Source organism: Exiguobacterium sp. UBA3968, from assembly GCF_002385115.1.
Lineage (GTDB): Bacteria > Bacillota > Bacilli > Exiguobacteriales > Exiguobacteriaceae > Exiguobacterium_A.
Genome location: NZ_DGCW01000005.1, coordinates 1,356,878 through 1,381,378, shown reverse-complemented (window position 1 = coordinate 1,381,378; position 24,501 = coordinate 1,356,878). Strand labels below are relative to the sequence as shown.

Below are 24,501 nucleotides of genomic sequence, written 5' to 3'. Positions count from 1 at the left end.
CCGTCCGGTTCTTTATTTTTTAATGTTAGGTATCAAGTTGTAGGTAGAGAAATGTCGTCGAACCAGAACACGCCGACCGTCTCAGCACCAGCATGTGCCAAGATGGAAGGACCGAATTGCGTGATACGAACGTTGATTTCAGGATGTTCCGTTACAATCAAACGTTTTAATTCTTCAGCAGCAGTATGAGCGAGCGTATGACCGATATATAGTGTTCGATCGTAGACTCCTTGTGCTGTCACTTTAGAAGTGATCTCGGTTACCATTTCCTTAAATGCTTTTTTGATCGAGCGTACCTTCTTGAAAGGAACAAGCTGTCCTTCTTCATTAAATTGAACGATCGGCTTGATGTTGAGCATATTCGCTAATAAAAATTGACTTCCTGAAACTCGACCACTACGTCGCATCGTCTCCATATTTCCAATAATCAGATAAAAATGCGATTTGTGTTTAAACGTTTCAAGTGTCGACATGACTTCCTTTGGATCGTTACCAGCAGCTACTAGTCGCTGTGCAATCCGGACAAGTTCTTGTTGATTGGCAGCACCCGTGTATGAATCAATCGCATACAGCGGGAAACCGACAGCCTCAGCTGCAGCGACCGAACTGGAGTAGGTACCACTTAAGCCACTCGTGATGTGAATCGCATATCCGTAATCATAACCGTCTTCGAGTAACTGTTCGTATAGAGTTACGAAGTCACCAAAAGACGGTTGCGAAGTCGTAGGTGAGATTTTCGAATCGTCCTGCATTTTTTGATTCAATTGTTCAATCGAGATATCGACATACTCCCGGTAAGACTCCCCGTTCAAGATGAGTAATGTCGGTATCACATGGACTCCGATTTTTTCAGCCTCTCCTGGCTCGAAAAAAGCCATGCTGTCGGTAATCCAAGCAATCTTATCCATGTATATGACGCCTCCATTAATATAACCATTTTGTTCATCATACCATAGCTATGAAAACGGAATCACTAGCTAGCGCGTTTTTGTATGACGGAAGGGGTGGAAACGTGTCCAAACCATGAACTGAGACCAAAGGCGATAAGTGTCGGAAATAACCATTCTAAACTTTGATCCACTAAAGGAAGTGATTGATAGAAGGTTTTGAGATTTCCCGGGAAAAGAGAAAGTTGGTTTAACGCACTACAAAGTGAGAAGAAAATCGTTACTCCAAGAGTGAACTGATAAACGACCGACTTACGACGGAACAGATGACGCATGAATGTTAATGCGATTAAGACGATGACGATTGGATAAAGGAACATCAACACGGGAACAGCGATTGATAACAATGTCTGTAATCCGACAATAGATACCGTGAGACCAAGAACAGTCGTGAAGATACTTGCTGTTTTTAATGTGACACGTGTTGAAAGAGTCATCATATATTCTGCAAATGCAGTGACGAGACCAACTGAAGTCGTCAAGCAGGCAAGTAGGATCGCAAGACCAAGTACAGCTAAACCAATTGAACCGAATGCTGTATTCGCATAATGCTGAAGAAGGGTCGGACCATCGACTTTTCCGATTGCGGCAAATGTATTACGTCCGATCATTCCGAGTCCGATATAGACGAGAGTCAAAGCAACTGCAGCAATCGTTCCAGCACGAGTGACGACTTTAAATTGTGCTGTTCGTTCATGAACGCCTCGGCTTTTTAATGTATGAAGTACCACGACACCGAAGACTAAGGCGCCGAGTGCATCAAGCGTTAAGTATCCTTGAAGAAAACCTTGGATGAATGCTTGACCTGTCGTCTCATAGGCTTTGCTTGGTGAAGCGACACTTGAAAGTGGTGAGACGATGCTACTGATGCTTAACGCAGCAAGTGCAATCAGCAATAAAGGTGTGATGAAACGTCCGATGATTTCAAGTAATTTACCAGGACGCAATACGAGGTAAAGCGTAGCAATGAAAAAGAGACTTGATGAGAGAACTAATGTCATTTGTGAAGGCGCACCGAGAAATGGTACAACACCGAGCTCATACGTGACAACCGATGTCCGAGGGATTCCGAAGAAAGGTCCAATGGCAACGTAGAGAGCAAACGTCAAGGCAGCACCTACAAAACGAGGGAGAGGAGCAGCAAGCGTTTTGATACCGCCTCCGATGGATGCGACAGCAAGTAAGCCGAGCAACGGAAGGCCCACACCTGTCACGATAAAGCCGAGGATGGCTGGGAGGAATTGTTTACCTGCAAGGGCGCCGAGTTCTGGTGGGAAGATTAGGTTACCCGCACCGAAAAATAATGCGAAGATCATAAATCCTAAAGCGAACGTATCTTTTGTCTTAAACATGTGTTGTCCTCCATTCCTTCTAATTTCAATAAAAAAAGCCTCATCCACTATGTGCGTGGATAGGCGTCGTGTGATCAGACGCCTTGTCGAAATGACGAAAAGGGCCTGGTCTTCATCTTCTCAATCGAGAAATGAATCTTCAGTCCCTGGTCCTAATCACAATCAGTCGTACTGGGATAAGCGATGTATATGTCATGTTTAAAACCTCCTGTTTGAATTTTTCTAAGGATAACATGAAGAATCTAAGAAAACAATATTTTCTGAAAATTTATCACCGAGACTTTTAAACAGAAAAAAACCCTTAACTCATGAATGGAAGTCTTGAGTTAAGGATTTTCATACAAATGTCAGCTTGTCGCAATCGAGCGTATTTTTTTATGGCGTTTCAATTTATGGAGGAGCCAAGCGTGAACGACCTCACAGGATTGACGTGGTAACGTCAGTTCAACAAGCGATTCCTGCTGTTGCCCTTTAATGACGAAAAGTCCATTTTCTTCATCGACAGGGGCGATGGTCATTGAACTCGCTTCATTCAGCGACAGTTTCACTTCACCGAGTGTCGCATCCTTTAATTTGAGGATGTTCCCGTTCGTCGCAAATTTCGTGAATGAGCCAATTCCGTTCACTTTTAACTGATCCATATTGAATTCCTCCTTCTGCTGATTCCAGTACCATCCCTACAAAAAAACAGGTCTAACTTCTATCTTAAAAAGGTTATCCTCATTATAGCGAAGTCCTCACAAGATGCTAGTCTTATTTTGTGTGAAAATTCGAAAAATTTTTTAACGATATTGTCACATTGTCCATAATAACCGTAAAGAAGGAATCATCATTTAAAATTCAAATAGAACAAAAGCATCCTTTTCTAAAAGAAAAAGATGCTAAAGGTCAATCTAACTCAAAACTCCATTTCTTTTTTCGACACACAAGCGTTCCACGTCTAAGAATCGATTCTTTCTCGGCTTCAAAATCTTCATGTAATACGCTCATGTCTTCATAACGGCCAGCCACGTAGACAGGAATCGTAATATTTCTTGAAAAAACAGATCGCTTTGCGCTTTCGAAATCAATCAGGACCCCTTCTCCGAGAAAATGACGGATATGGATCATGATTTCAGCTGTTAAAGCAACAGAGGCAACGGATCGTGCGTGCTGTCGGAATTTTCGTTGCACAAGATCAGCAATCAATTGTTCGACGCGTGCCCAGTCTTTTAAGTAAACGGAAGCATGAAGTCCGTCATGCTCGCTAAAATAGACCAATTCATTTTCAATCGAATCAAGGAAGGGAAGTGGCATTCCACGTTTCATATGCATTAAAAATAACAACTCTGCGATCTCGACATCCGTTAATACGTCGAGTGAATGGGAGGAACGAATATCGATAGCGATCAATGGATGACGCTGCACATCCGTGGATTGTGAAAACTGTTCGATTTCATGCGCTTCGATATAATGTAGCATTGTCCGAAACGATTGTTTCGTCTGCTTGAAATCACTTCCTGAAATAAGCAAAGGACGCTTCAAATCGACGGCTGCGGCGAAATCAGAGAAATGCACCCCTGACATCGTCAAGCGTTGATTTTCCTCGTCCTCATATAAGTAAAGTAACGCACTTGACATACCACTTCGCTTCCTTTCCGTGACTAACTCCTTCATAATTCAATAGTAGCAAAACTTCGAATTGCCTGAAAGGATATTTACTCCTGAAAACGGGCATACTACATAAAGAAGCATAAAGAGAGGTGATGGAGCATGTGGGGCTTGCGAAAGCCATTCCCGGAATTGCGAACCGAGCGCTTCGTATTACGTGAGCTCGAAAACCGTGACGCACGTGAATTGTTTAAAATCTTATCAGATGATGAAGTCATGTACTATTACGGATCAGATCCGCTTGTGACAGTCTATGAAGCAAAAAATGTCATCAGTTACTTCAAGGAACAGTTTACACAAGGTAAAGCGATTCGCTGGGCAATTGCTGATGCAGAAACGAATCAATTGATCGGTACGATTGGTTTTCATAACTGGCTCTCCCAATACCATCGAGCTGAAATTGGCTTTGAAGTCAGTCAAGAGTATTGGCAACGCGGAGTAGCTTCCGAAGCGGCTCGAGCTGTTCTGACTTACGGATTTGAGGAATTCGCTCTCCATCGCATCAGTGCTCTCGTAGCACCTGAGAATCTTGCTTCCAATGCATTGGTGCAAAAATTAGGGTTTCAAGCAGAAGGATTATTAGAAGATTATGCATATAGTCATGGTCGTTTCATGAACTTGACGATGTACCGTATGCTCGCATCTGAGTGGAAGGGATGAGGTAGTCAATGGAAAAACAAACACTTGTACTCCTACATGGATTTACAGGAGGGACAGATTATTTTAATCGGGTAGAGGCAAATTTACGACATTCTTTTGAAGTTTTACCGTTGAGTTTACCAGGACATGAAGGACTGGATGTCGGACCTGATACGATTGAGGGATTCGCAGAATGGGTCATGGATGATCTAGAGCGACGTGGCGTTGAAAAGCCAATCATCGTTGGTCACTCTTTTGGCGGGTACATCACGGCTGCAATCGTGGAAAGGTATGCCGACCGAATCAGTGGATATGGTCTCGTTTACTCAACGGCGAAAGCAGATGATGAACAAGCGAAACAAAAACGAAATCAAAATATCACGCGCGTCGAAGAAGTTGGTGTAAGAGAATTTGTCAATGGTCTTGTTCCGTCCTTATTTGCGGAAGGAGCCGATGAATTCGCTGTTGCTGAAGCACTTGAAATTGGGTATATGATGACCGTCGAAGGAGCCATCCGTGCACTCTCTGCGATGCGAGATCGTCGGGATATGACGAAAGCTTTAACGAAAGCAAACGTAAAAGGTGTCATCATTCATGGTACGAAGGATCCATTGATCTCAGAGGAAAGTGCGTTTGCACCAACAAATGATCATCTCATACATCGGTCAACAGACAGTGGACACATGGGGATGCTTGAGACACCGGATGCTTTCGTTGCAATTATCGAAGAAGCATTCAAGTAAGTTTTTGCCCTACGGTCATGTCTGTAGGGCATTTGCTTTGCATTTCAGATTAGATATCTGAAATGATAGAAGTGGAGGGGATACACATGAAAATCGTAGCGATTGAACCAACACCAAGTCCAAATAACATGAAAGTCATCGTTGATGAGGTCTTTTCGGAAAAGGGGCAGACATTCGAGCATGCCTTTGGCGCACCGGAACACATTCAGAGATTACTTGAAATACCTGGCGTTAAGTTTGTTTATCAGGTCAGTGACTTTTTATCGATCGAGCGTTATCCGAAATATGATTGGCGTTCGCTTGTCATCGATATACGACGTGCGTTCGGTGAAACGTTAAATGACGTTGAACAGCACGAGACAGATGCTGAGTATGAGCCAGTCCATTTATTTGTACAGTTCATTTTAGGCGTACCAATGCAAATCAAAGGTGTGAAAGGATTAGAAGAAAAACGAGAAGGGTTGCCAGAACGATTCCGAGAAGCAGCGCTATTCGTCCAACCATTCGTTCAGAATGTCATTAGCGATCGACGCTGGGTGGAACAAGCACCTCGATACGGTGACCTTGACGAAAGTTTGCGTGAAGTAGCGAATGAGATTGAGATCGCATATCCAGTCGAACGTATCGAACGTCTCAAGTCGCTCGCAGCAGGGGAAGATATCGCCTTTAGTGGTCAAGCTATTCGTTCGTCTGATTGGAAAGAACGATTTGCGGCGCTTGATGAACTGCCTGTTGAAATGGAATGGGTTCCGGCGTATGCACGATTATTACAGGATGAAAAAATGCAAATTCGTCGTCAAGCAATCGTAAAGCTTGGGATGTTCGAAGAACATCGGGAAGAATTATTAGAGTATCTGACAAGTGCACTCCATGATCCATCAGGTATCGTACGACGAACAGCAGGTGATACGATTTCGGATTGGGCGATGCCAGAGGCTGAACCAATGATGATGGAGGCTTTGACGGATAAAAATAAACTAGTACGTTGGCGGGCTGCTCGATTCCTGTTCGATGTTGGAACAGAACAGTCGATTCCAAGACTGCGTGAAGCGAGCCGAGACCGAGAATATGAAGTCGCTTTACAGGCGGAACTCGCCTTGACTCGAATCGAAAGTGGGGAAGAAGCACTAGGGACGGTCTGGCAACAAATGAATCGAATGATAGATGAAAGTTCATGAGAACTCAAAAAAATATTGTGTGAAAGAATCATTCGACAAAATGAGCCATCGATTGTCTAGGTATATTTTCCCTGTTATCTAAAAATGATGGTAAAATAATCAAAATTATGTTGTCATCTTTTTGAAATCGAAATGAAATGTGTTGGAAACGCTCGTAAAAACGCTTGCATGCAACAACTATATAGATTATTCCAAAATATCCCTATTTGAACTGGAATATTGTTTTGAAATGAAATGTCGAATGACTATTCTCTTCTTTTTTCATCTCTTTGATACAGTAAACCTACAATAACGAATTCGAAGCATGTAGGTCATCTTTTGGCTTGGCATATGAATGAGAAAAGGGGAGAATCGGGGATATGTTACTTTTCGCTGAAACTGATTTAGCAGTAGGATACAAGGAACGGACAACAACAGGGGTATATGTCACGATCGAAACAATTGACAGTCGTACGATTACATTGGTTGCACCAGCAAACGCGGCAGAAGATATTTGTGACGAACTGTTTGCGACAGGTTTAGAGCAATTGTTTTCGTTCAAGATGAATCCATCTACTTTACCTGTAGCATAAGAGATGAAATGTGCGAGAGAGGAAATCCTCTCTCGCTTTTTTTTGTGATAAAATTGATTAGATAAAAGGAGGGATGAAATGAAACGTCTCGTTTTCATTCTGTTGCTGCTTACTGTTTGTTTAGCAGGTTGCCAAGAAAAGAAACAACAGGCAACAAAAACCATGAACGAACCGATTCAGATTGCAGTCAAAACGACAAAGCAAGACAGTATGATGCAATTAGACATTTCCTTAACGAATCCAAATGATCACAGTGTAAACGTGACATATCCTTCCTCGCAACGATTTCAGGCTCAATTGATTGATGCGAAACAACACGTAACGTATGATTTTGAGAAAGAGCAAGTATTCACGCAAGCGATTGAGAAGGATACGTTCACAAAACGCGAAACGAAACAGTACACGGTTGAATTACCGATCTCCTCTTTAGGTGATAGCAAGGAAGTTCGCGTATCGACAATCCGCCAGTTCAAAGGAGCAAATGCAAAACAAACGACGGATCACCAAATGATTGATTCAAAATGACGATCAAAACGATGTGAAGGAGTGAATTTATTCATGCAACAAGAAATCATCCAAGTGACAGGCGTTAAACCTATCATTGATCCAGCCCAAGAAGTAAACGAGCGGGTAGCCTTCTTGAAGGCGTATCTCAAGCATACAGGGGCGAAGGGATTCGTATTAGGCATCTCCGGGGGACAAGATTCAACGCTCGCAGGTCGTCTATGCCAACTGGCAGTTGAAGAGTTGCGAAAAGAAGAGGGACAAGATGTCTCATTTTATGCGGTCCGCTTGCCTTATGGTGAACAACAAGATGAAGCAGACGCACAGGCAGCCTTGACTTTTATTCAACCGGATCATTCGCTTCGTGTGAATATCAAACCAGCGGTCGAAGCATCGATGCGGGCATTCGAAGAGGCGACAGGTGCAGAACTTTCAGACTTTAGCAAAGGAAATACGAAAGCGCGAGAACGAATGAAGAGTCAATATGATTTAGCCGCTCATTATGGCTGTTTAGTCGTTGGAACGGATCATGCAGCCGAATTCGTGACGGGATTCTACACGAAACATGGGGATGGTGCATGTGACTTAACACCATTATCGGGACTGAATAAACGGCAAGGGAAACAACTCTTACGTTACTTGAACGCCCCAGAAGTCTTGATTGAAAAAGTTCCGACAGCAGACCTTGAAGAAAATCGTCCGGCACTACCAGACGAAGTGGCACTCGGAATGACATACGAAGAAATTGATGATTATTTGGAAGGTAAGTCGATTTCAGAAGCAAGTCAAGAAAAGTTAGAGACGCAGTATAAACGTGTTGGACATAAGCATCATATGCCCGTCTCACCACTTGATGAATGGTGGAAAGCATAATCAAAAATAAGGAGATATGATTTCATGATTGAAATCATGTCTTTTTTCATGTTCTTCGATTCTTCTCCGGTCGTTATGGGAAAAGAAGAGAAACGATGGTTGAGGAGGCGAGAGTATGACGATTGGGATCATAGGTGGAGGGTTATCCGGATTGACAGCAGCGGCGTTATTTGCAAAACAAGGAACACCGGTCACGCTCTGGGATGCTGGATTACTCGGAGGACGTGCCACCTCTCAAACCGTAAAGGGCTTTACATTTAATTACGGTGCCCATGCGATTTATGGACGCGATCAATCAATTCTTCGCAAATTAACGAAACAACTCGGTATCGAAGTGACGTGGCTTGATTTTTCAGCGAGTCGTGCGAAATATGAGTTTTCAGGTCATTTGACGGCTGTTCCTGCGAATGCCTGGGGACTACTGAAAACAGAAGTCATCGAAGGAACGAACAAAGTACGTTTTACATGGGAGATTATTAAAACGATTTTACGAGTCGAACGAGGGAATCCGCAACAATCCATCGGGCAATGGTTAAAAACAGAACGCGTCGATGAACAAGTGGCACAGTTGATGCTTGATTTGGCATCAACGAATTTTTTTACGGCAGAACCAGAAAAAATTCCATCAGATGTCTATTTCGAGTATTATCAAAAGCTTTTTCGGACGCGAAAGCCTGTCTCATACATCGAAGGGGGCTGGCAAGGGTTAGTACAGGAATTGGAACGGATCATCCTAGAGAATCGCGGAGAGATCTTGAAAAAAACAAAAATAACAGCAGTCGAATTGACTACGACAGGATTCTTGGTACGTGATCGAAAAAAACAAGAATGGAATGTGGAACGGATCATCTTTGCCGTACCACCACGTGAAATCTTAAAAATGGCGACTCCAACGACGATCCAAAAATTCGTGACACCGCATGCGAGTCATGAACCCGTCGAAGTTTTCGTGTATGATCTCGGACTTCAGCCTTATATCCAAACACCGTATTCATACATCTACGACCGTTCGCATCGAGCGTTCATCACGGATTTATCGCATTATGATGCAAGCCTCGCACCAAAGGATGGTCAAGTCCTTCAAGCAATCGCTTATCTTGAACACGATCGACTTGAGGATCCTGATTATATCGGACATGTTCGAACGGGAATCGAACAGATGCTTGACGTTCATTTCACAGACTGGAGAGAACGTATCGTTGCAGAACGAACGATTAAACGAGCAGTCGTACAAGAAATCAAATGGAAAATGGGGCAAGGTCCTCTTGCGACTCAAATTCCGGGACATGCAGGTGTTGCTTTCGTCGGAGACTGGTGTGAAGGGACGGGACAACTCTCAGAGCTTGCGTTCTCAAGCGCCGTAAGTGTTTTCAATCGATGGACGTGATGTAAAACGACAAAAGAAGGAGAAGCCGAATTGACTTCTCCTTCTTTGTATTGACCAAAGATTCATATCTTACGCTTCATTGTTCGAACGTGCTGGATAGAACGCTAGAATCAAGAGTAATGTAAAGGCAATGAGACTCATCATCGGAATCGTCAAGAAACCGAAATAGTTGACCCATTTGATGAGACAGCCACTCGAACATAACGCTTCGCCATCGGGTAAACGCTCAAGGATGACATGGTACAAGGCGACACCAAAGCCGGCAAGCACATATAGGCGTACAAAGAGTGGATCGATCGTTTTCGACCGGAACAAGGATATGAGCAAATAAAAGGCTGTCGTATACATGAATAGTCGTTGCCACCAACAGAGAGGGCAGGGAATGAATCCACGAATTTCACTAAAATAGAGACTGCCAAGCGTTGCAATCGTTGAGATGATGAACATAAAATGATAGCGTGTCATATGTATCGTCCTTTCTAACGTGTTAAACTAATGCCATCTTATATCATGAGGAGTCGAATCTCACATTGCAAGTGTCGGAAATGGAAATGTTGATCACTTTATCGGAAGAATTGAATATGAGGCGAGCTGCTGAACGATTATTCGTTTCACAACCTGCGCTTAGTCAACGTCTTGTTGCGATTGAGAGACGCTGGGGAACCAAACTATTCATTCGTTCATCGCGTGGCTTAAGCATCACACCGCAAGGAGAAAAAGTGATTGGTCTCGCAAAAGAGATGAATCGGAAGGAACTCGAACTAAAAAGTGAATTGACGGCAGAAGAGGGTGCCGTTTACGGAACGCTTCGGATTGCTGTCGCCTCCATCATGGGACAATACTGGCTCCCGCGTGTCTTAAAACGATTCGTCGAGCGTTATCCGCATGTGCGTGTCCAGTTGGTCACCGGATGGTCAAGTGAGATGATGCGTCATATGTTAGAGGAACACTTTCATATCGGGATCATTCGTGGAAACCCGGACTGGAAAGGTGTTAAAGAGCGCCTTTTCTCAGATCCGCTCTATCTAGTTGATAGTGAGTTGACGTCGATTGAACAATTGCGTGTGACGGATCGCCCGTTCATCCAGTTCAAAAGTGATTCGACGTACTATCAAGAAATTTTAGAGTGGTGGCAAGATCGGTTCGCAAGTCCACCCTCTCGGACTTTGGTCGTCGATCAAATCGAGACATGCAAACAGATGGCGTTACATGGCATCGGTTTTGCTATCTTACCTGAGTCGACGATTCAGCAATCGAATGAAGTCATGCAGCTTCCGTTGAAGACATCATCCGGAAAAGTACTGAAGCGAGATACTTGGATCTTGTCCACGGAATCGATGCTTGAATTAAAACAAGTCCAAGCTTTTTGGGACATCGTAAAAGAAGAAGGAGGAAGTCAGTCAGATGGAATACGCCATTGAGATGCGGCGCGCGCTTCATAAAATACCGGAACCAGGGTTCAAGGAATTTAAGACGCAAGCTTTTATATTGGAACAAATTCGTGCATATCCGCCAGATCGTGTCACATATGACACATTTGAAACAGGTGTTTTCGTTCGAGTGAAAGGATTGACTGGAAACCGAACGATCGGGTATCGCGCAGATATTGATGGGTTACCGATTGAAGAAGCGACAGGGCTTCCGTATTGCTCAGAACACCCAGGGTTCATGCATGCGTGTGGTCATGACATGCATGCCTCGATTGCTTTAGGGTTGATGAAACGGATCGTTGAACTACCAGTCATGGATGATGTCGTCTTTTTATTCCAACCGGCAGAAGAAGGACCGGGCGGGGCGGAGCCGATGATTAAAAGTCCATTGTTTGAAAAATATCGTCCGAGTGAGATGTATGGTCTTCACGTTGCACCGGAATATCCAGTCGGTACGATTGCTAGTCGTCCAGGCGTACTGTTCGCGAGTGCTCGAGAAGTTCATATCACGATCTATGGTCAAAGTGGTCATGCGGCTTTTCCTCATTTGACGATTGATACAGTTGTTGCGCAAGCAGCCTTGATCATGCAATTGCAAACGATCGTCAGTCGATCCATTAATCCGATGAATTGTAGTGTCATCACGATTGGGAAAGTGGATGCAGGTATTCGTGAGAATGTCATTGCCGGTAGAGCGGTTCTTGACGGAACGATGCGTGCGCTAAACGGCGAAGACATGGAAAAACTCGAACGTCGTGTCCGTGACATCATTCGAGGAATCGAAGCTTCGTTTGGTGTTAAAATCGATCTGCAATTCGGTAATCGCTATTATGAAGTCGTCAACGACCGGCAAATCGTGGATAAATTCTCATCATTCGTAAAGATGAATGCCAACTATATCGAATGTGACGCGGCGATGACAGGGGAAGATTTTGGTTTCATGCTGAAAGAGATCCCAGGGATGATGTTCTGGCTCGGCGTCGATAATCCGACATCTGGTTTGCATCAACCAACATTAAACCCGGATGAATCAGCCATTTCTTTTGTCATTGATTTACTTGACCATTATTTCCGAGAGTATGTTTAAAAATTTTTATGAAATAATAAAGGATATAAAGCTTTCCCTTTCGAATTCAGGAATGGGAAAGTTTTTAATATATGTAGGAATAAGAGTTTTCGAACATTTTGTGAAAAAAATCACGTGTATATGTGAACAATTTGTTACATCAAACATTATAAACAGACACAAAGGGTTATGTTCTCTATGATACGGTTATAGACCATATAGAGAAGTATGTTTTAGGAAGAGGGGGCTAAATACATGTTCAATGATCCCGTAGTGCTCAGTCGATTGTTGACAGGGCTCACACTAGCGTTTCATATTATTTTCGCGACGATTGGTGTCGGAGTACCGCTCATGGTACTGGCAGCTGAATTCATCGGTCTGAAACGCAAAGATCCAGATTATATCTTATTAGCAAGACGGTGGACGCGTGGATACGTCGTTACCGTAGCAGTCGGTGTCGTAACAGGGACGGCAATCGGCTTGCAACTATCATTACTTTGGCCGTCACTCATGCAAGTAGCGGGTCAAACAATTGCTTTGCCACTATTTATGGAAACGTTCGCGTTCTTCTTTGAAGCGATTTTCCTTGGTATTTACTTGTATACGTGGGACCGGTTCAAAAATCCATGGTTGCACTGGTTGATTGGGATTCCAGTCGTCATTGGTGCGACAGCATCAGCGTTCTTCATCACGACAGTCAATTCCTTCATGAACTCACCAGAAGGATTTAAGATCGTCAATGGTACGTTAACGCAAATCGAACCATTAAAAGCAATGTTTAATACAGCGACACCGACGAAGGCGACACACGTCATCGTTTCAGCTTACTTGACTGTTGCCTTTATCTTGGCAGCAATCGCGGCGTTCCATTTGCTTCGCAAAAAGACACTCTCAGCAGCAGAGACGGCATATCATAAGAAAGCTCTTCGTCTCACTGTCATGGCTGGTCTGATTTTCGCGTTCTCGACAGCACTTGTCGGTGACTTCTCAGGGAAATATTTAGCGAAATACCAGCCAGAAAAACTAGCAGCTGCGGAATGGCATTTTGATACGACAAATGAAGCAGAATTGATTTTTGGTGGGATACTTGATCAGCAAGAAGACGGCAGTTATGAAATCAAAGGAGCCGTCAAAATCCCATATGCGCTCTCAATTCTTGCAGGTGGGGCTCCGAATACGGAAGTCATCGGTTTAAACGAATTCGCAAAAGAAGATCAAGCACCACTGATCGTCCACTATTTCTTTGATATCATGGTATCGATTGGGATGTACTTGACTGCTATCTCTGCTTTGTTCATCTTGGCATTCCGATTGAAAAAATTGAATCCATATAATAAGTGGATTTTACGAGGGGTGTTCATCGGTGGTCCGTTAGCGATGATTTCAATCGAAGCGGGATGGATGTACGCTGAGATTGGTCGTCAACCTTGGACGCTTTACGGTATCATGCGAACAGCGGACGCGGCGACGACTTCAACAGCGGTTGGTCCGATGCTCATTTTATTCAGTGCATTGTACTTGTTGCTTGGTACGATTTGTACGGTCGTCTTATTACGGATGTTTAAGAAAAACACGGTTGGAAAAGAACTTCAAGAACTTGCTGAAAACCACCATGCACGCGGTGAAGCAATGTTCGTGGATGATAACAAGTAAGGAGGGAACGATTTGGACGTTCAAACACTAGGAATCACAGTCCTTTGGACTTTCCTGTACGGATATCTCATCGTTGCCTCAATTGACTTCGGTGCTGGATTTTACGCCTTTTATTCAAAATATACGAAGCGGGATCATCTGACGAATCGATTGATTCTTCGTTACCTCTCTCCTGTTTGGGAGGTAACGAATGTCTTCTTCGTATTCTTCTTCGTAGGACTAGTTGGGTTCTTCCCAGACTCCGCTTATTATTTCGGTACGGCACTACTCGTACCAGCGTCAATTGTTCTTGTCTTGATTGCGATTCGTGGTAGTTTTTATGCGTTCGCCAATTATGGATCAAACGACAGCATGTTCTACACATTTTTATATGGAGCGACAGGGTTGCTGATTCCTGCTGCGATGTCGACGACATTGACAATCAGTCAAGGTGGTTTCATCCGCAAAACGAATGATACAGTTGAGTTTTTAGGAACGAAATTATTTTCGAACTTTTACTCGTGGACGGTCGTAGCGCTCGCTATCGTATCTGTCTTATACATCAGCGCGATGTTCCTCTTATTCTACGCGGATAAAGCGAAAGATGAGGGAGCTACGCCGCTTATTCGGAAATGGGCACTCTTTTGGAGTGGACCAACAATCCTCGTCTGTGCGCTCGTCTTCTTTGGACTGAAGAACCAAGCGGCATGGCATTATGAAAATATCCTAAACGGCAACTGGTGGTGGTTCGCTGCTAGTTTCTTATTTTTCCTCATTGCCGTGACACTCGTCTATATGAAGAAAAACTATGGCATCGCGTTCGTCGCGGTCATGTTACAGTATGCAGTCGCGTGGTTCGGTTACGGATATACACACTTGCCATATATCTTGTATCCCTATATCGATATCAACAAAGCAGTCGTAAACGAAACGATGGCTTCCGCACTCGTCGTCGTTTTCATCTTCGGACTTTTACTCTTAATTCCGGCGTTGTATTTGATTTTACGGCTCTTCTTGTTCGATAACGATTATGTACGTGGAAAATCATCAAAATAATGAATGGATAAACGCCTCTGCGATTCGCAGAGGCGTTTATAGTATTTTTAAATTGAATCGGGTACACTACTAATGAAGAGCGATTGTGAAGGAGAGTTGTGAAAATGAATGGAGAGTTTGCAGTAATCGGACTAGGGCGTTTTGGTGGCTCGATTGTCCGCGAATTATCGAAAAACGGCTATGATGTCTTGGCAATTGATTCCGATGAGGAACGTGTCAACGAATTCATGGGGATTGCGACACATTCTGTCATTGCCGATACGACCGATGAGAACGTTTTAAAAAGTTTGGGGATTCGAAACTTTGATCATGTCATCGTCGCTATTGGGGAAAACATTCAAGCGTCTATCTTGACGACGTTGATTTTAAAAGAGCTCGGTGTGCAATCGATTACCGTCAAAGCAACGAATGATTACCATGAAAAAGTATTGCGAAAAATTGGAGCGGATTTCATCGTTCACCCTGAGCGAGATATGGGGGTTCGGATTGCGAACGGATTGATGAGTTCGAATATCCTTGACTACTTAGACTTATCACAAGAATTCTCAATCGTTGAGATTAAAGTCAGTGATCGGATGGCAAAACAAACCTTGATTGATCTCGACTTACGAAGTAAATATGGAGCAAATGTTGTCGCCATCAAACGGGGTGAAAATGTCATGATCTCCTTGCAGGCAGATGAAGTCATCGAAAAAGGCGATTATCTCGTCGTCATTGGTGAGAACGAAGATCTTGATCGCTTAGAACGCGCGATTCATAAAGTAAAGAACTAAAAAAAGCTGAGGCATGCCTCAGCTTTACATCTATCTATTAGATGAGTTGGAATTCTTTAAGTCCATGTGCGATACCGTCTTCAAGAATAGGTTTCGTGACATAATCGGCAGCGGCTTTTGTTTCCGGAAGTCCGTTGCCCATTGCAATACCGGTTCCGACATAGCGTAGCATTTCAAGGTCATTGAGAGCATCTCCAAAAGCGAAGGTATCCTCGCGGCGAATGTTTGTCAATTTCAAGAACTGTTTGATGCCTTCTGCTTTCGAGGATCCAACGTTGATGACATCCATCGCATGGGGATGCCAGCGAATGAAATCAAAAGCATCGTAACGTTTGATGTAATCTGCTTCTTCTTCTGCCGTGCAGTAGACAAGCGTTTGAAACACATCATGAGACAAGAAGGCTTCTTCATCGTGAAGCGGTAACGGCATGTCGAGATCTCCGAGCGAATCAACGACATGAAAATCATTTGATTTCGTTGTAAAACCTTTTGTTTCGCCAAGATAGACAAGCGTATGTCCGTTTTCCTTTGCTTGTTGCGTCAAATGTGTCAGATCGACTTTAGGTTGTGGACGTTTGTAGATGATTTCGTTTTGATGAACGACAATTTGCCCGTTGTAACCGATGATCGTATCAATGTTGAGCAACTCACGAATCCCAGATAACATTGCGGGACCGCGTCCGGTCGCAAGCGCTACATATACACCGTTTTCTTGAAGTTGACGAATTGCCTGTTTTGTTGATTCCGGAACGAAATGACCATCATGCAATAAGGTTCCGTCGATATCGAAAAAGACGACTTTCTGATTTGCCATGGTTTCACCTTCTCTTTTTAATTGGTCGAAATGACCTGTTCATGTGAAAGTATAGCATAACCAAAAGCGTGTTGCCGGAAGGGAACATGCGGAATAAGGATGAAAAATAGTCCATGTATCGTGTATACTGTACTAAGGACAAAAAACAATGTACTGATAAGGAGTTGCTAGACATGATTTTTAAAGTATTTTACCAACCGCTTCGTTCGGAAGCACCTGTTCGTGAACGGACAGAAACGATGTATGTAGAAGGGGAAAGCATTCGTGACGTGCGATCAACGATTGACCACCTCAAAGAGATCAACATTGAGTTCATCCGCGAAGTTAGTGGAGAATTTTTGACATACGAACAACAACATCCTGACTTCAAGGTTGCGACGTTCGAATGAAGTTCGTCAAAAACCATCAAGCCGCCGTCTTCGCACTCGGTGGACTCGGGGAAATCGGAAAGAACACGTATGTCGTTCAATTCCAAGATGAAATCATCGTCATCGACGCGGGTGTCATGTTCCCTGAGGATGAATTACTCGGAATCGACTATGTCATTCCGGACTACACTTATTTGATCAAGAACAAAGATAAGGTCAAAGGGGTCTTCATCACGCACGGTCACGAAGACCATATTGGCGGTCTTCCTTTCTTGCTTAAACAAGTAAACTTACCGATTTACGCTGGAAAAATTGCAATGGGTCTCATTAAAGTCAAACTAGAAGAACACGGTTTGCTTCGGAATGCAGAACTTCATGAAATCGATGAAGATTCGATCATCAAGTTTCGGAAGACGAGTATCTCGTTCTTCCGTACGACACACTCGATTCCGAACTCGTTCGGTGTCGTCGTCAAGACACCACAAGGCAATATCGTGCATACAGGGGACTTTAAGTTCGATTTCACACCGGTCGGAGAACCTGCTGATTTAGCGAAAATGGCTGAACTTGGTAAGGAAGGCGTCTTGTGCCTCTTATCGGATTCTACGAACGCTGAAGTGGAAGGTTTTACGATGAGCGAACGTGTCGTTGGGGAAACGATTTCAGACATCTTCCGTAAGGCGGAAGGACGAATCATTTTCGCGACATTCGCATCGAACATCTATCGTCTCCAACAAGTCGTCAATGCTTCTGTTGAAGCAGGACGAAAAATCGTCGTTTTCGGACGTAGCATGGATAAGGTCATGATGATTGGTCAAGAACTTGACTTCATCAAGGCGCCGAAGGGTACGATCATCGAGCCGAACGAGATGAAGCGTTATAAATCAAACGAGTTGACGATCCTTTGTACCGGTTCACAAGGAGAACCGATGGCGGCCCTTAGCCGTATCGCAAACGGAACACACCGTCAAATTTCAATCATTCCAGATGATCTCGTCATCTTCTCTTCGTCACCAATCCCAGGAAACGTCGTTTCTGTCGGAAAGACGATCAATCAGCTATATAAAGCTGGCGCAGATGTCATGTACGGTAAACTGAATGATATCCATACATCAGGTCACGGTAGTCAACAAGAGCAGTTGCTCATGTTACGTCTATTGAATCCGAAATACTTCATGCCGATTCACGGGGAATACCGGATGCTGAAGAAGCATATGTCGCTTGCGATGGATGCTGGTGTACCGGAAGAGAACTGCTTCGTCATGGATAACGGTGAAGTACTGGCATTAGATGCGAATGCAGCTGCTATTACTGGGAAGATTCAAGCGAATGCCGTTTATGTCGATGGAAAAGGAATCGGTGATATCGGTAACATCGTCTTACGAGACCGCCGTATTCTCTCAGAAGAGGGACTTGTCGTCGTTGTCGTGACGCTTGACTCTAAAACGAATCGTCTCGTCTCAGGACCGGATATCATCTCGCGTGGTTTCGTCTACATGCGTGAGTCAGGTAATTTGATTAAAGATGCTGAACGTCTACTTAAGCGTTCGCTTGATCAATCGCTTGCGAACCGTAACACGAAATGGACGGACATCAAACAAGTCATCAATGATACGCTCACACCGTATTTAACTGAAAAAACACAACGTCATCCGATGGTCATGCCGATCATCATGGAAGTCTGATTCGAAAAAATCCTCGTTTCCGGAAACGGAAACGAGGATTTTTTGTATTATGTGGCAGGACCATATTCCTTGAATGGTTCTTTTTTATCGATCCGATCATAGAACATGACACCATCCAAATGATCATATTCGTGTTGACAGACGATTGCTTTCATACCTTTTAAACGTAATTTTAGAGGATTTCCGTTATGATCGATGCCAGTTAGGGTAATACGCATATAGCGCGGTACATGTCCTTCGACTTCACGGTCGACGGACAGACATCCTTCGCCGCCCGTTAAATACGTCTGCTCGACGGAATGACTGATGATTTTTGGATTATAGATACCAAATTCCAGCAAATCATCACCATCCGGTAAGCGGATTGCGAACATGCGCTTGTTGACACCGATTTGTGGTGCTGCAAGTCCAATGCCGCTTCGTAAATCGTATTTCTTCGCAATTTCATCATCTTGACTGTTGGCGAGGAACTCGCGCATGAGTCGCATCGTTTCCTTATCCTCATCGCTGAGAGGGAAGGTCACTTCTACTGACCGTTCGTGAAGAGCAGGAACGTCTTCGCGTACGATTTCATTCATGGTGATCATGAACAACACTCCTTTCGTCTACAAAAAGTATAGCATAGGAAAGTGGGGAATGATGACAACTAACACAGTAGGAAAATATCGAATGATACAGAAGATGGAATATTCTAGTTTTGTGATTGAATTCACAATGTGAAACGTGAAAAAAATAAAACATTTCCTTTGATTTTAAGGTGTTACAGATTTATACTTGTAACGTAATGAACAAGACACTATAACGTGTCGATTCATGATAATACAGTTTACTCAACTGAATAGGTACACAGACACATGTTCAAAGGATAGTCACACGGGACTTCGTTTTTTGGACACTATTGTCATGTGGGCAAATCAGTCAGAGGAATATTTCGCTGAACGCAGTGAAAGGATGAGGTGAAAAGATGAACGTAAACATGTTTAAAAACGTGGAAGAAAACTTTGAAACGTTCCGCATTCTTGACGAGAAAGGTGAAGTCGTCAATAAAGACGCTATGCCAGACCTCTCGGATGAAGAGCTTACGGAATTAATGCGCCGTCTCGTATACACACGTATCTGGGACCAACGTGCAATCTCACTTAACCGTCAAGGACGTCTTGGTTTCTACGCTCCAGTAGCTGGACAAGAAGCGTCAATGATCGGTACGCAATTCGCTTTGGATAAAGATGACTGGATTCTTCCTGGATACCGTGATATTCCACAAATGGTCTTCCATGGCTTCCCACTTTACAAAGCATTCTTGTTCTCACGCGGTCACATCACAGGTGGTCAGATTCCTGAAGGTGTTAACGTCTTAATGCCACAAATCATCATCGGTGCGCAGATCGTTCAAGCGGCTGGTGTTGCTCTCGGTCTTAAGAAAAGCGGTAAAGAACAAGTAGCGATCACTTACACAGGTGATGGTGGTTCTTCACAAGGGGACTTCTATGAAGGTATGAACTTCGCTGGAGCTTTCAAAGCACCTGCAATCTTCGTCGTTCAAAACAACCGTTTCGCAATCTCGACACCTGTCGAAAAACAATCTATGGCGAAAACAATCGCTCAAAAAGCTGTTGCTGCTGGTATCAATGGTATCCAAGTCGACGGTATGGACGTTCTTGCTGTATACGCAGCTACGAAACAAGCACGCGTAGAAGCACTTAACGGTGTTCCGACATTGATCGAAACATTGACTTACCGTTATGGACCACACACACTCGCTGGTGATGATCCAACACGTTACCGTACAAAAGACATGGATGATGAGTATCAAGCACAAGATCCACTCGTCCGTTTCCGTGCTTTCATGGAAGCAAAAGGTCTTTGGAACGAAGATAAAGAGAACGAAGTCATCGAGCAAGCTAAAGCTGACGTTAAGGAAGCACTTGCACAAGCTGACAAAGAACCAAAACAAAAAGTTACAGATTTCATCAACGTGATGGCTGAAAAGCTTCCACTAAACCTGCAAGAGCAGCTTGATGAGTATACAGCAAAGGAGTCGAAATAACCCATGGCACAAATGACGATGATCCAAGCGATCACTGACGCAATGCGCGTCGAGATGAAACGCGACGAACAAGTTCTCTTGTTCGGTGAAGACGTCGGTAAAAACGGTGGGGTATTCCGTGCGACAGAAGGTCTTCAAGATGAGCTCGGCGAAGACCGTGTCTTCGATACACCACTTGCGGAATCAGGTATTGGTGGTCTTGCTGTCGGATTCAGTCTGACAGGATTCCGTCCAATCATGGAAATCCAATTCTTCGGATTCGTATTCGAAGTATTCGATTCAGTTGCAGCACAACTCGCGCGTCTCCGTTACCGTTCAGGTGGCACATACAATGCACCTGTAACAATCCGTTCACCATTCGGTGGCGGTGTTAAAACACCGGAACTTCACGCAGATAACCTCGAAGGGCTCATGGCTCAGTCACCAGGACTTAAAGTTGTCATTCCTTCAACACCATACGATGCAAAAGGTCTCTTGATCGCGTCAATCCGTGATAACGACCCAGTCGTATTCCTCGAGCACATGAAACTCTACCGTTCATTCCGCGGTGAAGTGCCAGAGGGCGATTACACGATCGAACTCGGAAAAGCTGATGTAAAACGTGAAGGTACAGATGTAACAATCGTCACTTACGGTGCGATGGTGCACGCTTCACTTAAAGCAGCAGAAGAGCTCGAAAAAGAAAACATCAGCGTCGAAATCATCGACTTGATGACGATCAGCCCGATCGATATCGATACGATTCTTGCTTCTGTCAAGAAAACAAACCGTGTCGTCGTCGTTCAAGAAGCACAAAAACAAGCGGGTATCGCTGCAATGGTTGCAACTGAAATCCAAGAACGTGCAATCCTTGACCTCGAAGCACCGATTCTTCGTGTTGCTGCTCCAGATACGATCTTCCCATTCGCACAAGGTGAAGACGTCTGGATCCCGGATCACAAAGATATCGTCGAGAAAGTCAAGACTGTCTACAATTTCTAAGAGCATTTCGGAAAATAAGGAGAGGGGTACATTCTCTCCTTGCTTCCGTTTTTACAGATAACAATCGACTAGAAGAGTGAACTAAAAGGAGGCATATTCAAATGGGTTTATTTGAATTCAAATTGCCGGATATCGGTGAGGGTATTCATGAAGGTGAAATCGTAAAGTGGTTCGTAAAAGCGGGCGACACTGTCAAAGAAGATGATGTTCTTCTTGAAGTACAAAACGATAAAGCAGTCGTTGAAATTCCATCGCCAGTTGATGGTACTGTTAAAGAAGTAAAAGTTGACGAAGGTGTCGTAGCTGTCGTTGGCGACGTCCTCATCACTTTCGAAGTCGAAGGCGAAGGTTCTGCTCCTTCTGAAGAAGCAGAGCAACCAAAAGCTGAAGAAAATGCGAAAGACGTTCAAGATACCGATCAAAAAGTGGAAGACAAACCAAACGAGGTTCAAATCCATAAATCAGAACGCGTCATCGCGATGCCATCTGTCCGTAAATATGCACGTGAAAAAGGTGTCGACATCCGTGAAGTCCAAGGTTCTGGAGACAACGGTCGTGTCGTTAAAGAAGACATCGATGCATTCGCAAACGGTGGACAAACTTCTGATGCACCAGCAACTGAAGAAAAAGCACCAGCTGCTTCTGCACCAAAAACAGAAGTGAAGCCATACGTTGCTGCTCAACCTGAACTTGAAACACGCGAGAAAATCAAAGGAATCCGTAAAGCGATTTCGAAAGCAATGGTTAATTCGAAACATACAGCTCCACACGTAACACTCATGGACGAAGTGGATGTTACGAACCTCGTTGCACTCCGTAAAAACTTCAAAGAAGTTGCGGCTGCTCAAGGTACGAAATTGACTTACCTTCCGTTCGTCGTAAAAGCATTGACTGCTGCTGCTAAAAAATACCCGGCAATCAACGCATCAATCGACGATGTAAACGAAGAAATCGTCTACAAAAACTACTTCAACATCGGTATTGCTGCTGATACAGACAACGGTCTTGTCGTACCAGTCGTCAAAGATGCAGATCGTAAGTCGATCTTCGCACTTGCTGACAACATCAATGACCTTGCTGGTAAAGCACGTGACGGAAAACTTTCTGGCGACGAGATGAAAGGCGGATCAATCACGATCACTAACATCGGTTCTGCTGGCGGTCAATGGTTCACACCAGTCATCAACCACCCAGAAGTTGCAATCCTCGGTATCGGTCGTATCGCTGAAAAAGCGGTCGTCAAAAACGGCGAAATCGTTGCTGCACCAGTTCTTGCACTTTCATTCAGCTTCGACCACCGTCTCATCGATGGTGCAACTGCACAAAACGCGCTTAACTTAGTTAAACGCCTATTGAACGACCCACAACTTCTCATCATGGAGGGATAAGCAATGGTAGTAGGTGAATTCGCACAAGAAACAGATTTACTCGTAATCGGGGCTGGCCCTGGTGGTTACGTTGCTGCAATCCGCGGCGCGCAACTTGGTATGAAAGTAACAATCGTTGAACGTGAAAACGTCGGCGGTGTCTGCTTAAACGTAGGATGTATCCCATCAAAAGCCTTGATCACTGCAGGACATAACTTCCAGCACGCTAAAGGTTCAAGCGATATGGGGATCACTTCTGAGAATGCAACTGTCGATTTCTCGAAAGTTCAATCTTGGAAACAATCTGTCGTCAACAAATTGACTGGCGGCGTTAGTGGTCTTCTTAAAGGCAACAAAGTCGAGACTGTCGTTGGGGAAGCTTACTTCCAATCAGAAGATACAGTTCGTATCATCAACGAAGATTCTTCGACTCCTTACAAATTCAAGAAATGTATCATCGCGACTGGTTCGACTCCAATCGAACTTCCAGCTTTCAAATGGTCAAAACGCGTTCTTTCTTCAACAGGCGCATTGAACCTTCCTGAAATCCCGAAAAAACTCATCGTCATCGGTGGCGGATACATCGGGATGGAGCTTGGTACAGCGTATGCGAACTTCGATACAGAAGTCGTCATTCTTGAAGGAACAAAAGACATCCTTTCTGGTTTCGAGCCTGCTATGACACAAGTCGTCAAGAAAAAGCTCAAACAAAAAGGTAACATCACGATCCACAACGAAGCACTTGCACAAAGTGTGGAAGAGTCAGAAGATGGTGTTAAAGTAACATTCGAAGTCAACGGTGAAGCACAAACAGTTGAAGCGGACTACGTCCTCGTCACTGTTGGTCGTCGTCCTAACACAAGTGATCTTGGTCTTGAAATGGCAGAAGTCAAAGTCAGCGACCGTGGTCTTGTTGAAATCGACGATCAGTGCCGTACTTCAAACGAAAACATTTACGCAATCGGTGATATCGTTCCAGGACCACCACTTGCGCACAAAGCTTCATTCGAAGCTAAAATCGCTGCTGAAGCAGCTGCAGGACACCCTGCATACCTCGACTACAGCGCGATTCCAGCGGTCGTCTTCACAGACCCAGAACTCGCTACAGTCGGTTACACGGAAGCACAAGCGAAAGAAGAAGGACTCGACTATGTCGCGTCTAAATTCCCTTACGCTGCGAATGGTCGTGCACTTGCACTCAACGAGCCAGACGGCTTCTTGAAAATGATTACTCGTAAATCAGATGGTCTCTTGATCGGCGCGCAAATCGCTGGTACAGGCGCTTCTGATATGATCGCTGAAATGGGACTCGCAATCGAGTCTGGTATGACAGCTGAAGATATCGCACTCACAATCCACGCGCACCCATCACTTGGTGAAATCGCAATGGAAACTGCTGAAGTTGCAATCGGTAGCCCGATCCATATCATTAAATAA

The 24,501-nt window shown here is 44.1% G+C and carries 25 protein-coding genes; 18 read left to right on the top strand and 7 right to left on the bottom strand.

Features of this window, described 5'->3' with window-relative positions; genetic code table 11:
• Nucleotides 1-32: 32 nt before the first annotated feature.
• The 4 genes from B3S86_RS09000 to B3S86_RS08985 all read right to left on the bottom strand — a co-directional run bounded on the left by B3S86_RS09000 (nucleotide 33) and on the right by B3S86_RS08985 (nucleotide 3,919).
• Nucleotides 33-908 (bottom strand): DegV family protein, encoded by an 876-nt coding sequence (locus tag B3S86_RS09000; protein WP_035406645.1) that lies wholly within the window; start codon nucleotides 906-908, stop codon nucleotides 33-35.
• 65 nt (nucleotides 909-973) lie between these two features.
• Nucleotides 974-2,299: a branched-chain amino acid transport system II carrier protein gene (gene brnQ / locus B3S86_RS08995; protein WP_035406647.1), complete on the bottom strand. Its 1,326-nt coding sequence runs from the start codon at nucleotides 2,297-2,299 to the stop codon at nucleotides 974-976.
• A 347-nt stretch (nucleotides 2,300-2,646) separates the two neighbouring features.
• Entirely contained in the window at nucleotides 2,647-2,940 is a 294-nt protein-coding gene (locus tag B3S86_RS08990) for a hypothetical protein (RefSeq protein ID WP_035406649.1), read from the bottom strand.
• Between the two features lie 247 nt (nucleotides 2,941-3,187).
• Nucleotides 3,188-3,919 carry a hypothetical protein gene (locus tag B3S86_RS08985; protein WP_035406651.1) on the bottom strand — a complete coding sequence of 244 codons (732 nt, stop codon included), beginning with the start codon at nucleotides 3,917-3,919 and terminating at the stop codon, nucleotides 3,188-3,190.
• Between the two features lie 132 nt (nucleotides 3,920-4,051).
• On the opposite strand from B3S86_RS08985, the gene B3S86_RS08980 reads away from it, so the two are divergent.
• The 7 genes from B3S86_RS08980 (at nucleotide 4,052) to B3S86_RS08950 (ending at nucleotide 9,845) form a co-directional block, all read left to right on the top strand.
• Nucleotides 4,052-4,609, top strand: coding sequence for a GNAT family N-acetyltransferase (locus tag B3S86_RS08980; protein WP_035406655.1), 558 nt, complete (start codon nucleotides 4,052-4,054; stop codon nucleotides 4,607-4,609).
• Nucleotides 4,610-4,617: 8 nt separating this feature from the next.
• Nucleotides 4,618-5,331 carry an alpha/beta fold hydrolase gene (locus tag B3S86_RS08975; RefSeq protein WP_290751665.1) on the top strand — a complete coding sequence of 238 codons (714 nt, stop codon included), beginning with the start codon at nucleotides 4,618-4,620 and terminating at the stop codon, nucleotides 5,329-5,331.
• An 86-nt stretch (nucleotides 5,332-5,417) separates the two neighbouring features.
• On the top strand, nucleotides 5,418-6,509 hold the full coding sequence (locus B3S86_RS08970) for a conserved virulence factor C family protein (RefSeq protein ID WP_056062400.1): 1,092 nt from the start codon (nucleotides 5,418-5,420) through the stop codon (nucleotides 6,507-6,509).
• Between the two features lie 359 nt (nucleotides 6,510-6,868).
• Nucleotides 6,869-7,081, top strand: coding sequence for a hypothetical protein (locus B3S86_RS08965; RefSeq protein ID WP_035406663.1), 213 nt, complete (start codon nucleotides 6,869-6,871; stop codon nucleotides 7,079-7,081).
• Between the two features lie 78 nt (nucleotides 7,082-7,159).
• The gene (locus tag B3S86_RS08960; protein WP_035406667.1) at nucleotides 7,160-7,606 is read left to right on the top strand and encodes a BsuPI-related putative proteinase inhibitor; all 447 of its coding nucleotides are present in this window, start codon (nucleotides 7,160-7,162) and stop codon (nucleotides 7,604-7,606) included.
• 33 nt (nucleotides 7,607-7,639) lie between these two features.
• A complete protein-coding gene (nadE, locus tag B3S86_RS08955; protein ID WP_056062397.1) occupies nucleotides 7,640-8,458 on the top strand; it encodes an ammonia-dependent NAD(+) synthetase in 819 nt (272 codons plus the stop codon).
• A 115-nt stretch (nucleotides 8,459-8,573) separates the two neighbouring features.
• Nucleotides 8,574-9,845, top strand: coding sequence for an FAD-dependent oxidoreductase (locus B3S86_RS08950; RefSeq protein WP_056062395.1), 1,272 nt, complete (start codon nucleotides 8,574-8,576; stop codon nucleotides 9,843-9,845).
• Between the two features lie 69 nt (nucleotides 9,846-9,914).
• Here B3S86_RS08950 and B3S86_RS08945 read toward each other — a convergent pair whose 3' ends face one another.
• Nucleotides 9,915-10,310 (bottom strand): disulfide bond formation protein B, encoded by a 396-nt coding sequence (locus tag B3S86_RS08945; protein ID WP_035406674.1) that lies wholly within the window; start codon nucleotides 10,308-10,310, stop codon nucleotides 9,915-9,917.
• Between the two features lie 65 nt (nucleotides 10,311-10,375).
• Here B3S86_RS08945 and B3S86_RS08940 point away from each other — a divergent pair, with 65 nt between their 5' ends.
• From B3S86_RS08940 to B3S86_RS08920, 5 genes are all read left to right on the top strand, one after another.
• Nucleotides 10,376-11,266 (top strand): LysR family transcriptional regulator, encoded by an 891-nt coding sequence (locus B3S86_RS08940; protein WP_023468861.1) that lies wholly within the window; start codon nucleotides 10,376-10,378, stop codon nucleotides 11,264-11,266.
• Nucleotides 11,250-12,362, top strand: a complete 1,113-nt coding sequence (locus B3S86_RS08935) for an N-acetyldiaminopimelate deacetylase (protein ID WP_214854656.1) — start codon at nucleotides 11,250-11,252, stop codon at nucleotides 12,360-12,362. Before B3S86_RS08940 ends, B3S86_RS08935 begins: the two co-directional genes overlap by 17 nt.
• 234 nt (nucleotides 12,363-12,596) lie before the next feature.
• Entirely contained in the window at nucleotides 12,597-13,994 is a 1,398-nt protein-coding gene (locus B3S86_RS08930; RefSeq protein WP_035406678.1) for a cytochrome ubiquinol oxidase subunit I, read from the top strand.
• Nucleotides 13,995-14,006: 12 nt separating this feature from the next.
• Nucleotides 14,007-15,029 (top strand): cytochrome d ubiquinol oxidase subunit II, encoded by a 1,023-nt coding sequence (locus B3S86_RS08925; RefSeq protein ID WP_035406681.1) that lies wholly within the window; start codon nucleotides 14,007-14,009, stop codon nucleotides 15,027-15,029.
• A gap of 104 nt (nucleotides 15,030-15,133) precedes the next feature.
• Complete coding sequence (locus B3S86_RS08920) at nucleotides 15,134-15,802, top strand: potassium channel family protein (RefSeq protein ID WP_035406684.1); 669 nt, start codon at nucleotides 15,134-15,136, stop codon at nucleotides 15,800-15,802.
• A 37-nt stretch (nucleotides 15,803-15,839) separates the two neighbouring features.
• Here B3S86_RS08920 and B3S86_RS08915 read toward each other — a convergent pair whose 3' ends face one another.
• Nucleotides 15,840-16,616 carry a Cof-type HAD-IIB family hydrolase gene (locus B3S86_RS08915; protein WP_035406686.1) on the bottom strand — a complete coding sequence of 259 codons (777 nt, stop codon included), beginning with the start codon at nucleotides 16,614-16,616 and terminating at the stop codon, nucleotides 15,840-15,842.
• A gap of 173 nt (nucleotides 16,617-16,789) precedes the next feature.
• Between B3S86_RS08915 and B3S86_RS08910 the strand changes: the two genes are divergently transcribed.
• Nucleotides 16,790-17,005: a DNA-dependent RNA polymerase subunit epsilon gene (locus B3S86_RS08910; RefSeq protein ID WP_029342182.1), complete on the top strand. Its 216-nt coding sequence runs from the start codon at nucleotides 16,790-16,792 to the stop codon at nucleotides 17,003-17,005.
• The gene (gene rnjA / locus B3S86_RS08905; protein WP_035406688.1) at nucleotides 17,002-18,669 is read left to right on the top strand and encodes a ribonuclease J1; all 1,668 of its coding nucleotides are present in this window, start codon (nucleotides 17,002-17,004) and stop codon (nucleotides 18,667-18,669) included. The genes B3S86_RS08910 and rnjA overlap by 4 nt, the downstream gene beginning before the upstream one ends.
• A gap of 47 nt (nucleotides 18,670-18,716) precedes the next feature.
• Here rnjA and def read toward each other — a convergent pair whose 3' ends face one another.
• Nucleotides 18,717-19,256: a peptide deformylase gene (gene def / locus B3S86_RS08900; protein ID WP_290751637.1), complete on the bottom strand. Its 540-nt coding sequence runs from the start codon at nucleotides 19,254-19,256 to the stop codon at nucleotides 18,717-18,719.
• 377 nt (nucleotides 19,257-19,633) lie between these two features.
• Here def and pdhA point away from each other — a divergent pair, with 377 nt between their 5' ends.
• The 4 genes from pdhA to lpdA all read left to right on the top strand — a co-directional run bounded on the left by pdhA (nucleotide 19,634) and on the right by lpdA (nucleotide 24,501).
• Nucleotides 19,634-20,716: a pyruvate dehydrogenase (acetyl-transferring) E1 component subunit alpha gene (gene pdhA / locus B3S86_RS08895; protein WP_035406689.1), complete on the top strand. Its 1,083-nt coding sequence runs from the start codon at nucleotides 19,634-19,636 to the stop codon at nucleotides 20,714-20,716.
• A 3-nt stretch (nucleotides 20,717-20,719) separates the two neighbouring features.
• Nucleotides 20,720-21,697, top strand: coding sequence for an alpha-ketoacid dehydrogenase subunit beta (locus B3S86_RS08890; RefSeq protein ID WP_035406692.1), 978 nt, complete (start codon nucleotides 20,720-20,722; stop codon nucleotides 21,695-21,697).
• A gap of 101 nt (nucleotides 21,698-21,798) precedes the next feature.
• The gene (locus tag B3S86_RS08885; protein ID WP_035406694.1) at nucleotides 21,799-23,085 is read left to right on the top strand and encodes a dihydrolipoamide acetyltransferase family protein; all 1,287 of its coding nucleotides are present in this window, start codon (nucleotides 21,799-21,801) and stop codon (nucleotides 23,083-23,085) included.
• Nucleotides 23,086-23,088: 3 nt separating this feature from the next.
• On the top strand, nucleotides 23,089-24,501 hold the full coding sequence (lpdA, locus tag B3S86_RS08880) for a dihydrolipoyl dehydrogenase (protein ID WP_056062389.1): 1,413 nt from the start codon (nucleotides 23,089-23,091) through the stop codon (nucleotides 24,499-24,501).